This window comes from Sphingobium limneticum, assembly GCF_008710165.1.
Classification (GTDB): Bacteria; Pseudomonadota; Alphaproteobacteria; order Sphingomonadales; family Sphingomonadaceae; genus Sphingobium; species Sphingobium limneticum.
This window is the reverse complement of sequence record NZ_VYQA01000030.1, coordinates 17,246-28,778: the sequence shown is the minus strand read 5'-3', so window position 1 is coordinate 28,778 and position 11,533 is coordinate 17,246. Positions and strand designations below refer to the sequence as shown.

The window sequence follows — 11,533 nt, the reverse complement described above, 5'->3', positions numbered from 1 at the left end:
GCCTGGGCTACCGGCCACCGGCACCGGAAACGGCGACACCGCCATATCCGGCCTCCGGTTCCGCTTCGCTCCACCTCCGTCCGGATATGGCGGCGATGCGCTTAATGCACTAACAAACCAATCGGTCCACTCGGTGGGGGCAGACCATGTCTCAGAAGGGTCGGTGACAGAAGGGCTTCTCTCGGCCCAAAAACGCGAGAATTAACTGCTAGTCCGCATGGTCGATGCTATATCGAAACTAAAGCTTGACGATAAATCTATATAAGTAGATTTATGGTGCATGCCTCGAACACGCGCGCTCTCGCCTCACGCCCGGATGCTCCTTGCCATCTTGCTAAGTGCAGGATCCAAGTGGTCTCATGGTTATGAGCTGTCACGGCGTGCCGGAGTGAAATCCGGCACGCTTTACCCCCTCCTCATCCGCCTAGAGGGGCAGGGCTATCTCGAAGCTCAATGGCAGCAGTCCACTGAAGTAGGGCGGCCGCCACGGCACGCCTATCGACTGACCGCGAGCGGTGTGCAACTTGCCCGCGCTAATCCTCCAAGCCAGGCAGCCACTATAGCTTGGGACAACGGGGCGGTGGTCATATGAGAAATGGCTTACGCCGTAGCGTCATCAATCTTGCATGCGCTGCCGTGCAAGATTTGCTGCCTGCCTCGATGCAGACCTGGGGATTGGCGGTCCGCTACGAGGCCGCCGCTATCCCGGATGATACCGAGGCGCTCATGTTTACGCTTGGTAGCTTATGCGGACTGATACCTCGTGCCGTTGCATCACGTCTTCTCAAACCATTTTTCTCCCTTGCGGGAGAGTATTCGGAAGGACCGACCATCATGAGCATGCTCGACGGCAGGCGACCTCGCGCGCTTGGAATCATCTGCGTGATCACCGCCGTCGTGCTAGGTATTTTCTATATGGCATTCGTTGGCGCGCCAGCGCGCTATCTAGGAGTTAATGTCGGCGCATTCGCTATCGGTCTGTCGATGCTGGCACTGCTCGACCGCACTGCTGCAGCTAGTCAGCGATGGGGAGACGGTGTGAGCATCGCAATGGCGATTGCGATGCTAGCAACAGCTCTTTTCGGCTCCGAAGTAGACGGGGCAGCACGCTGGGTGAACCTCAGCGGGGTGGCCATTCAGCCGAGTCTGATCTTAATGCCCGTGATGCTTGTCACTTTCTCGCGGATCCGTAGCGTGTTGGCGACTATCAGCATCATCGCTGCGGCTGTCGCAATGGCGCTGCAACCAGACCGAGCGATGGCCGGAATGCTCGCGCTCTGCCTTGCCACACTAGCAGTCATTCGCCCTGACAGACATGTTTGCCTCGCGTTGGCGGCCAGCATTATCAGCTTCGCGGCAACACTGGTTCGGCCTGATACGCTGCCAGCCGCTCCCTATGTCGACCAGATTCTCTACTCGTCGTTCGGCATTCACGCCGCTGCCGGCCTCGCAGTGCTGGGTGGCCTGGCGATGCTTCTGGTCCCGGCGATAGTGGGTTGGAGTCGGGATGCCGCCCACCGCACGATCTATTGCGCGTTTGGCACCGTCTGGTTCGCCGCAATCACTGCAGCTGCTCTGGGCAACTATCCGACACCAATCGTGGGTTATGGCGGGAGTGCCATCATCGGCTATGTGTTGAGCCTTTGGGCGCTGCCGAAACTGTCCGGTGTCCGTGAAGGGGCTGCTGAGCTCGCGCGTGGCACAATGGATGAACCCTCGTCCAACGCGCACCTGTTCGTTGCGTTGGCCTGATCACTTGGCAGCATTCGCTGTATCGGGCGCCTACTGGAATTGCGGACCGTCCGCATCTGATGAATAGAAATTAGCTTTTGGGTGTCCGATTAGGGTCGACATAGGCAGAACGACAGCACGCCGAAGGTCGCGCCTTGGAAGAATCTGGGTTTAGCCTGACAGTATGTCACTTCCTCGTCATAGTTACTTAACGGTATCGCTTCGGATCTCGCCATGCGCAAAAACCGCAAATAGGCCTGTCCCGCCGATGACATTACCTACCAAGGCCGGTTGAATAAAGTCGACTACCATCATCTCGGACGCGATTACCCGATGTGGGAGTTGAAATGTGAACTTGGGAAACTCTAACAACGTTCGAATGATCGCTCAAGTTTGACTAGATTGATCGACCTGACGATCCCCTCAAAGTCAGTTTGCAAGCGCGACCATGCGGCAATGGTCAAGATAGCCCGCTTCGTGCCGCGCGGCGAGAGAAACTATGGCTTGCCAGAGCCAGGACGGGGCATCCAACTCGCTCGACCGGCCGTTGCGTAACGATGCTAGCCATGCGCGCCGTGTCGAGATGTCCATTTGCCGCCCGTGCGCCTTGCCTACGACGAAAGCTAGATATCGCGCAGCCTTTAGTGCCTCGGCTCGCGAAAACTGCTCCGCCTCGATCTTGAGATCCTGGGGCATCAGTTCCCGCACGAATATCGAATGACCAAGCAGTGTCGCGGTAGCCATGCGCTCGCCTAGATGCGGGGACAAGGCACGCGCCGCAGCAAGCACGCGTTCGGCCGGATCGTCCGGCATATGTGCGCCAGATGCCACCGGCGCGACGGGGGCAACAGCTTCCTTCAGATCCACCAGCGCATAGTCCGCGCGCTTCTTCCCGTTCAACGCTACGATGGCAGCAAAGCGCAGAAGGCCCAGCGAACTGCATCCTTTCATCCAATAGGCAGCGTCCGCCATCACAAGTGTCCGGTCCTTGCTACGATGATCCAGCGATAGGATCATGTTGCTGACCGGCGGATGCGTGACGACATCGCGCAGAGCGGAATATTCCGCTCCGTCCAGCGGCCAGAAGCGCTTGCCCAGAGGGATAACAGGTTGGACGGCCTCCAGCCGCTCTTTCGCCAGATGGCGCCATTTGCGGTTGAGTGCGCGGCGGCGAACCGTGTGCACCGCCTCCGGCTCGTCCTGCGCCTGATCCTCATCCTCGTTCGGTTCTGTGAAGGCATGGGCATAGCCTGCGACCATCTCCTCCATCATGCGCGCGGTGACGACGCCAGGCAGATCGGAACCGCGCGCGGCCGTGGCAAGCGACAGGCCTAGACGAATGAGATCATGGGCGGGATTGCCGATGACTGCCTGATCGAGGTCTCGGATCTGGATCGCTACATTACCGTCACTGTCGGCCAGCGGGCCGAGATTGCCGAGGTGACAATCGCCGCATATCCATATCGGCGGGCCTTCCGGCACAAACCGGGCGACGCTGGCATCCGCGAGCCATTCGTAGAAGCGTGCGGTGTTACCGCGCACAAAGGCATGTGCCGATCGCGCCATTTTCAGATCGCGGCGGGTATGGAGATAAGGAATGCGATCTGCGGGCGCGAAAGGCTTCATCCAGACACTAACGAGCAACAATCCAGACCGTTCCGGCAGCGTCACATATGTTGCCCCAAGACTTGCAATCAGATTGTTTCGCTACGCACCCACAGGCTGACGCTTCCGCCGTTGACGCGCAGGTCGAGCTTCCCGGCATCGTCCGCGAAGATCTCTTCCTCGCAATGGCCAAGATAGTCGCGAAAGCCGGCCCCGGCATGGTCCGGCCCTAGATCTACCTGCTTCCATACTTCTGCGCCGTTCGACAGGATCGTCACGCAGCCCGGAGCATCTGACGTACCGTGGCGGATGAAGGCGATGCAGTGCGGATCGTCGAACAAATCCGTCTGCGGTCCGTTGGCGAAGCGCTTACGGGCCTCGATCAGCCTCGGCAGGCAGTCTATCCTAGACATCTCTACTTCATGACTTTCACCATCGTCACCCGTGTCGCTGTAATGCGCGCCATAGAGGTCGGGATAGAAGATGCAGGGTACGCCGTTTTCGCGTAGCAGAATAAGGGCATAGGCGAGTGGCTTGAACCAGGGCTCAACCGAGGCCTCCATCGCCTGTAGGGGCTGGGTGTCGTGATTGCCGACGAGCGTCACGGCATGGTCGGGGATCGCCGCCACCAGCGTGCCGTCGAAGATCGTCCGCAGGTCGAAGTCCGCCCCCGCCTTGGACGCATCGAAGAAGCGATGGTGGAGAGCCACGTCGAACAGCATGAGTTGCTGATCGACATGGTCGAGATACCGGGCCAGCACGTCCATGTCAGGATGCCAATATTCCGCTACGACGAAAAGCTCGCGGTCTACGGCCTCGCGGACATGCCGTACCCAGTCGCGGAAGAACCAGGCCGGAATATGTTTGGCCGCGTCGAGGCGGAAGCCGTTGCAGCGGACCTGGTCGGGCAGCCAGCGACCCCAATATTTCAGCTCCTCATAAACGGCGTTGTTTCTGAACTCGACATCTGATCCCATGAGATAGTCGAAATTGCCCATCTCCTCATCCACCTCGGCATTCCATTCGCCGTTGCCATATTCGTTGACCAGGCGGAAGACGCCATTCTCGTTGGGGTCCTCGATATGGTCCACGCCGCTGAAGCATTTCATGTCCCAGATAAACTGCGAATATTGGCCGCCGCGCCCCGGAAAGGTGAAACGGGTATAGGCGGATGCGTCGAACGCCTCATCCTCGATCTCTTCGCGGTTATCCGGATTGGCGCGCCGCACCTGCACGCGCTCCTTTTCGTCTGCGCCCATTTTATGGTTGAAGACCACATCGTGGATGACGCCGACGCCCACGTCCGAAAGGGACTGCGTTGCCCTTTCGAGGTCTGTGCGGTCGCCATATTTGGTTGCGATCGATCCCTTTTGGTCAAACTCGCCGAGATCGAAGAGATCATAAGTGTCATAACCGATGGAGGAAGTGCCTGAAGCCCCCTTATAGGCGGGGGGCAGCCAGACGTCGGTGATGCCCATATCGGCGAGGTCGTGCGCCTTCTCTGCTACTTCGGACCATAGTTTACCGCCGTCAGGCGTATACCAGTGGAAGAATTGCAGCAGGGTCCGTCCGCTCATGCATGCTCCAGTCAATTCGAGGGCAGCGCGATAACTGCTGGCGCCCTTATTGGTTTCCGGATCGGTGAAAAGATGATGCCAACCTTTTCAGTTCTCAATCCTAGATCAGTTAACGGACACCTGTTCGCGTGAAATCTAGAAAGGAACTTGTCCGCTCCTAAGGCCCAGATCTCAGCGGTATAACGGCTGCAAAGAGGCGACATCGACATGCAACACACGCACCGAGCCCTACATGTAGGCTATTGATGTTTCCAGCATCTATCGTTTTCGCCGATGTCATGATGCCAGCTATTGATTGTGTCGTATTGGGCGACAATTGCGCTCACAATGGCCGGATTTGACCGTGCTGCCGACGAGTGGATACTGCCACGTTTTGGCCGACAGCGCTGGGCATGAGTTTGCGTGGCTTCACGTGCCATAGTAGTCGGTCGATGGGCTTTCCCGAGTTCTGGCCAAGCTCGCGAAACCGGTAATTCGGCGCTTTCCCGCAGACGTCGCTATCGCAGATCTGGCAGCCTTGGAGCTTTGCAACTGCGCCTTACCGGCGGGAGACGGTCTCCCGGAGCCATTCGCGCAGATCCGTTACAACAGCTTATCCAGCGTAATGGGAAGATCCCGTACACGCTTGCCAGTCGCATTATAGACAGCATTCGCTACCGCTGCCGCTGTTCCTGTAATGCCAATTTCGCCAATGCCATGCGCGCCCATCGGTGTGTGCGGATCGGCAATGTCGGTCCAGATCACGTCGATATCGGGCACATCCAGATGGACAGGGATATGATATTCTGAGAGGCTTGGATTCATGATCCGGCCGTTGCGCTCGTCAAACTGGGTTTCCTCCATCAGCGCCATGCCCAGGCCCATGATCATGCCACCGCGAAACTGGCTGCGTGCCGTCTTGGGATTGAGAATGCGGCCGCAGTCGAACGATCCTAATATGCGGCGAACGCGCGTTTCGGCAGTGATCGAGTTGACTGCGATCTCGCAAAAGATCGCGCTGTGGGAATGCATCGACCAGTGCATCATTTCGAGCGGTTGCGAGGCTTCTTCAGACGCGACGATGCTGTCCATCTGCGCTCGGTTCAGGATAGAGGCATAGCTTTCCCGCCGGGTCGGATCGTCCAGCTTTACAAGCGCGCCGTCTTCGCTTCCAACCTCGGCCGACGTCAGTCCGGCGAGCGGCGAGTCATTGCCTGCCATCTTGAGAAGCTGCGCGACGAGCGCATTGTGGGCGGCGATCACAGCCCCGCCGATCGCAGCCGTCTGCTGCGAGCCGCCGGCCATGATTGCGCCGGGTATCGTCGAATCCCCGTAGCGGACATCGATCTTGTCCATCGGCAGGCCAAGCCGCTCGGCAGCTACAATGGCTGTCGTGGTGGATGTGCCCATCCCCATTTCATGCGCGGCGATTTCGACGGTCGCCGTGCCGTTCCTCGTCAAGGTGATCCGCGCGGCGGCACCGGGCATCCGGTAATAGGGATAGGTGCCGGTAGCGCAGCCCATGCCAATCAGCCATTCGCCCTCGCGTCGCGTGCCTGGCGTGGTGATGCGCTCTGACCAGCCGAACCGCTCAGCGCCTCGCCGCCATGCCTCAACGATGTGACGTGAGGAAAAGGGCAAGCCTGATATGGGGTCTTTTACCGGTTCATTGAGAATGCGCAGGTCTACCGGATCCATGCCGATTTCGGCTGCCAGTTCGTCAATCGCGCATTCCAGGGCGAACGTCCCTACCGCCTCGCCCGGCGCGCGCATGAAGGTGTTGGCCACCATGTCCATCTCGACCGTCTCGACGGATAACTTGAAACTGTCCGCGCCATAGCCGACCTTGGTGCCCAAGATGAAAGGCTCGGGCATATTATTGTGCGGGGTCATCGCGGCTATCCCGCTATGGATGATGCTCGTGAAACACCCGTCGGCCTGTGCGCCGATCGCGACACGCTGCTCCGTCAGGGTCCGTCCGCCGACGATGCGATATACGCCTTCGCGCGACAAGGCGATGCGCACCGGTCTGCCCGCCAGCTTAGCGGCGGCAGCCCCGATGATCTGATGCACCCACAAACCCTTGCTGCCAAACCCTCCACCGACATAAGGCGAGAGAATATGCACCTGTTCAGGCTTTAGGTCGAACACGCCTGCGATGGTCAGGCCTTGGGCCGTCACCATCTGGGTTGCGTCATGGATCACAAGCGTGTCGCCGTCCCACCAGATCGTCGCGCCATGCAGCTCGATCGGGTTATGGTTGTGCCGCGGCGTGCGGTAGAGATGGTCAATCTTATAAGGCGCTGCGGATAAGAATGCTTCCGCGTCGCCGATTTGGGTCAGCAACGGTTCGCCCATGAAAAGGCCCGGCTTCGGTCCGGCATCCTTCGCCGCTTTCAGCGATGTGATGGACGGTTCGATGCTATAGGTCGCGACAACCAGCGACCGTGCATGGTCCGCCTGCTCCTGCGTTTCTGCCAGCACGATGGCGATCGGCTGCCCGTTCCAGTGGATGCGATCATCCTGCATGACGGGCAGGTCGGCCGGTCCCACTGCGGTCGGCGATGAGCCGAACAGGGCCGGCGCATTCATGCGCGGCGCATTTTCATGGGTCATCACTAAGATGACGCCAGGCGCTGCCCGCGCGGCCGCCGTGTCGAGCGTTGCAATCCGGCCACGCGGGACGGCGGCGTGGACGAGGGCGGCATAAGCGATATCGGCCGCATCTACCTCAGCGGAAAAGCGTGCGCGTCCCTGGACTTTGAGTGGACCATCAAGGCGCGAAACGGGCGTGCCGATCAACCCATGCTTGCGGGCTATCAGGGGATCGGGGACGCCGCCGGGAATCCAACTGTCGGGCGCGAGCGGGACCAGCTTGCTCATCGCTCCCTGAACCAGGGTCTGCGCGGCGGATTTGGCTGAATCGATAATGCTCATGATGCGCCTCCCGCCAGATCCGCCAAGGTAGCAATCAGGGTCCGCGTCGCCAGTTCGATCTTGAAGCCATTCCGGCTGAGCGACTGGGCGTCGGCGAGTTCTGCCATAGCGGCCGCGCGGAACACCGGCTCAGTCGCCTCATGGCCTTGCAGCGCGGCTTCCGCCTTGAAAGCGCGCCATGGTTTGTGCGCCACGCCGCCCAGGGCAATGCGCGCATCGCTTATGTGGCCACCCTCGATCTTCAGCGCGGCGGCGACGGATATGAGGGCGAAGGCATAGCTCGATCGATCGCGAACCTTGCGATAGTTTGATCGGCTTGCGAAAGTCAGCGGCGGCAAGGCGATGGCGGTGATGAGTTCGCCCTGTTCCAGCGTGGTGTCGATATCCGGATGATCGCCCGGCAGGCGATGCAGGTCGATGAAGGGCAGGGTCCGCGCGCCGCCTTTCCCTTCCACATGCACCGTCGCATCCAGCGCAGCCAGAGCAACGCACATGTCGGAGGGGTGCGTGGCGACGCAGGCCGGTGATGCGCCAAGGATCGCGTGGTTGCGGTTGAAACCCTCCAAGGCGTCGCATCCCGATGCCGGCCGCCGCTTGTTACAGTGCGACCCGTCCGTATCGTAGAAATATGCGCATCGGGTGCGTTGCAGGAGATTACCACCGACTGTTGCCATGTTTCGGATCTGGCCAGAGGCACCAGCAAGAATGGCGTGCGCAAGCATCGGGTAGCGGGTTCGCACTACGCGATGCTCGGCAAGCGCAGTATTGCGCGCGGCGGCACCGATCAGCAGGCCCCCGTCATCACTCTGCGTGATAGCGCTCGATAGGCCGGTGACGTCTACCAGCTTCTCCGGCCGTGCCACCGTTTCGCGCATGAGATCGACCAGATTGGTGCCCCCGCCCAGATAGGCGGCCGCATGGCCTGCCCGTTGGCGCAGCGCGTCTGCACTGTCGACAGCTCGCACGTAGCTGAACGGGTTCATACCGCTGTCTCCCGGGTTTCGAGCACGTCGCGGATGGCATCGATGATCCCGTTATGAGCCCCGCAACGGCAGAGATTGCCGCTCATGCGCTCCTGCAATTCCTCGCGGGTCAAAGCCACATCTGCGGTGAGGTCCGCGCTGACATGGCTTGGCACGCCGCGCCTGACTTCGGCTGCCATGCCGGTGGCCGAGCAAATTTGACCCGGCGTGCAATAGCCGCACTGAAAACCATCATGGACAATGAAGGCCTCCTGCATCGGGTGAAGGCCATTTTCGCCTGCCAGTCCTTCAACCGTGGTAATTTCCCGGCCTTCATATTGCACAGCCAAGGCAAGACAGGACAATATTCGCTCGCCATCAACAAGCACGGTACAAGCCCCACACGCGCCCTGATCACAACCTTTTTTCGTGCCAGGAAGATGCAGCGACTCTCGCAACAGATCCAGCAGCGACACGCGCGGATCATGGGGAACGGGGGCAGGAGAACCGTTGATGATGAGAGGCATCTGCGCTTCCTTCTTCCGGCAATCTTGCACAAACGGTCGCTTGGAGCTTTGGTGCCACACCGTAGCGAAATCAGATGGACGCGCCTGCCATGGGGGGAATTACCTCAGCCCGCAGCGCGGTCCGACAGGACGCCGCCACTGTAGTCAATCAAGCCTCGCAACGTTCGCGCCACTCATTTGTTAAGAGAACGGAGCGAGTGCGAGCCGGGTAAAAGTCCATGCGGGCATCTGCGCCAGGAGAGAGGCCAAAAATCCTGATGCCACCCGATTGCCCGGAGTTCGCCGATGTCTAAAATGACTGTTTCCGACCTTTTCACCCAGACCCTTCATCTGGCTGGCGTGAAGCGGATTTATGGCGTGGTGGGCGATAGCCTGAATGGGATCACCGAGAGCCTGCGGCGTCAGGGCACAATTGACTGGGTCCATGTCCGGAACGAGGAGGCAGGCGCATTTGCCGCCGGTGCCGAGGCGCAGCTTACTGGCGAACTGGCGGTTTGCGCCGGGTCCTGCGGTCCGGGTAACATGCATCTGATCAATGGGCTTTATGATTGCCATCGGACCCGCGTTCCCGTTCTTGCCATTGCCGCCCAGATTCCAAGCGCCGAGATCGGCTCTAATTATTTTCAGGAGACTAAGCCTGAAGCCCTGTTCAAGGATTGCAGCGTCTATTGCGAGACGATCTCGGATGCTGACCAGATGCCGCGAACGCTTGAGACGGCGATACGGGCGGCGGTAGGGCATCGAGGTGTTGCGGTCGTATCGATCCCGGGTGACGTTGCGCTACAGGCGGCCAAAGGTCAGATCGCTCGATCTGCCGATGCGCTGCTACCAGCTAAGTCCACCCTGAGCGCTCATTCTGACGAGCTTGAAAAACTCGCGACCATGCTCAATGAGGCTGGCCGCATCACGATCCTTGCCGGGCGGGGGTGCAGGGATGCCCATACACAATTATTGCAAATCGCCGGTGCACTCCAAGCGCCCATCGTCCATGCGCTTGGCGGAAAAGAATGGGTCGAATATGCCAATCCCTATGATGTGGGGATGACCGGCTTGATCGGCTTTTCATCGGGCTACGAGGCGATGATGGCATGCGATCTCCTCCTGATGCTCGGCACAGATTTTCCTTATCGTCAATTTTATCCGACCAAGGCCAAGGTCGTGCAGATCGACGTGCGGCCGGAAAATTTGGGGCGCAGGACTCCTATCGATCTTGGCGTGCTCGGTAATGTCGGTGCGACGATCGAGGCGATACTTCCCTTGGTGCAGGCCAACCGCGATAATGGCTTCCTCGCATCGGCCAGAGACGATTATGCCAAGGCACGAAAGGAGCTTGACGATCTCGCCGAGGGGAAGCCAGGTGGTATCCTTCATCCCCAGCATGTGGCCCGGGTGCTGAGCGAGCAAGCGAGCGACGATGCAGTCTTTGCTTGCGACGTCGGCACGCCGACGGTCTGGGCAGCGCGCTACCTTAAGATGAATGGCCGTCGCAGGCTCCTTGGATCTTTTAATCATGGCTCGATGGCAAACGCGCTGCCTCAGGCAATCGGGGCGCAGGTCTCTTATCCGGATCGGCAGATTGTCACATTGTCTGGTGATGGCGGCCTTGCAATGCTGATGGGCGAACTGTTGACCTTGCGGCAGCTCAACCTGCCGGTGAAGATCATCCTTTTCAACAACGGCACCCTGGGTTTTGTCGAAATGGAAATGAAAGCGGCAGGCCTTATCGAGACGGGGGTCGCGCTCGACAATCCGGACTTTGCCGCCATGGCGCGCAGTATCGGCATTCACGGTGTGCGTGTCTCGGATCCAGGGGAGCTGGAAAGCGCTATGCACGACGTCCTGTCGCACCCTGGACCTGCCTTGCTGGATGCCGTGACGGCACGAACGGAGCTGTCCCTACCACCCAAGGTCACACTTGAGCAGATGAAGGGCTTTACGCTCTATATGGCCAAAGCGATCATGAGCGGGCGCGGTGACGAGATCATCGAGCTTGGCAAGACCAATGCCGGATTTCTGCGAAAGCTATTCTAAGTTTGAGTGCCCAATTTAATAAATGCCTTAGACAACCAACAAATCCGGGGCGGGACGGATGCCTATCCAGGTTGGTCGCCCGTTATTTTCCATGCAAACTAGGTCCATTCGAACGCGCACGATGAAGCCTGTCACCGCGCATCCACCGTTATAAACGCAGGTTAAGGATTCACGAAAAATGCTT

Annotated in this window: 9 protein-coding genes; 4 read left to right on the top strand and 5 right to left on the bottom strand. The window is 59.4% G+C overall.

Annotation, left to right across the window (positions count from 1 at the left end):
* The 3 genes from F4U95_RS22710 to F4U95_RS22700 all read left to right on the top strand — a co-directional run.
* Window positions 1–113, top strand: a 113-nt coding sequence (locus F4U95_RS22710; RefSeq protein ID WP_150426544.1) for an integrase catalytic subunit, incomplete at its 5' end; no start/stop codon positions are given.
* 167 nt (window positions 114–280) lie between these two features.
* The gene (locus tag F4U95_RS22705; RefSeq protein WP_120252886.1) at window positions 281–592 is read left to right on the top strand and encodes a PadR family transcriptional regulator; all 312 of its coding nucleotides are present in this window, start codon (window positions 281–283) and stop codon (window positions 590–592) included.
* Window positions 593–834: 242 nt separating this feature from the next.
* Window positions 835–1,752, top strand: coding sequence for a hypothetical protein (locus tag F4U95_RS22700; RefSeq protein WP_120253521.1), 918 nt, complete (start codon window positions 835–837; stop codon window positions 1,750–1,752).
* A 408-nt stretch (window positions 1,753–2,160) separates the two neighbouring features.
* Here the strand turns inward: F4U95_RS22700 and F4U95_RS22695 are convergent, their stop codons facing one another.
* The 5 genes from F4U95_RS22695 to F4U95_RS22675 form a co-directional block, all read right to left on the bottom strand.
* The gene (locus F4U95_RS22695) at window positions 2,161–3,357 is read right to left on the bottom strand and encodes a DUF2252 family protein (protein ID WP_150426878.1); all 1,197 of its coding nucleotides are present in this window, start codon (window positions 3,355–3,357) and stop codon (window positions 2,161–2,163) included.
* 68 nt (window positions 3,358–3,425) lie between these two features.
* Entirely contained in the window at window positions 3,426–4,913 is a 1,488-nt protein-coding gene (gene amyA, locus F4U95_RS22690) for an alpha-amylase (protein WP_150412236.1), read from the bottom strand.
* A 582-nt stretch (window positions 4,914–5,495) separates the two neighbouring features.
* Window positions 5,496–7,829, bottom strand: coding sequence for a xanthine dehydrogenase family protein molybdopterin-binding subunit (locus tag F4U95_RS22685; RefSeq protein WP_120252888.1), 2,334 nt, complete (start codon window positions 7,827–7,829; stop codon window positions 5,496–5,498).
* The gene (locus F4U95_RS22680; RefSeq protein ID WP_150426877.1) at window positions 7,826–8,812 is read right to left on the bottom strand and encodes an FAD binding domain-containing protein; all 987 of its coding nucleotides are present in this window, start codon (window positions 8,810–8,812) and stop codon (window positions 7,826–7,828) included. Before F4U95_RS22680 ends, F4U95_RS22685 begins: the two co-directional genes overlap by 4 nt.
* The gene (locus F4U95_RS22675; protein ID WP_150426876.1) at window positions 8,809–9,318 is read right to left on the bottom strand and encodes a 2Fe-2S iron-sulfur cluster-binding protein; all 510 of its coding nucleotides are present in this window, start codon (window positions 9,316–9,318) and stop codon (window positions 8,809–8,811) included. The genes F4U95_RS22680 and F4U95_RS22675 overlap by 4 nt, the downstream gene beginning before the upstream one ends.
* A 285-nt stretch (window positions 9,319–9,603) precedes the next feature.
* Here F4U95_RS22675 and poxB point away from each other — a divergent pair, with 285 nt between their 5' ends.
* Window positions 9,604–11,349, top strand: a complete 1,746-nt coding sequence (poxB, locus tag F4U95_RS22670; protein WP_150426875.1) for a ubiquinone-dependent pyruvate dehydrogenase — start codon at window positions 9,604–9,606, stop codon at window positions 11,347–11,349.
* The last annotated feature ends 184 nt before the right edge of the window (window positions 11,350–11,533 follow it).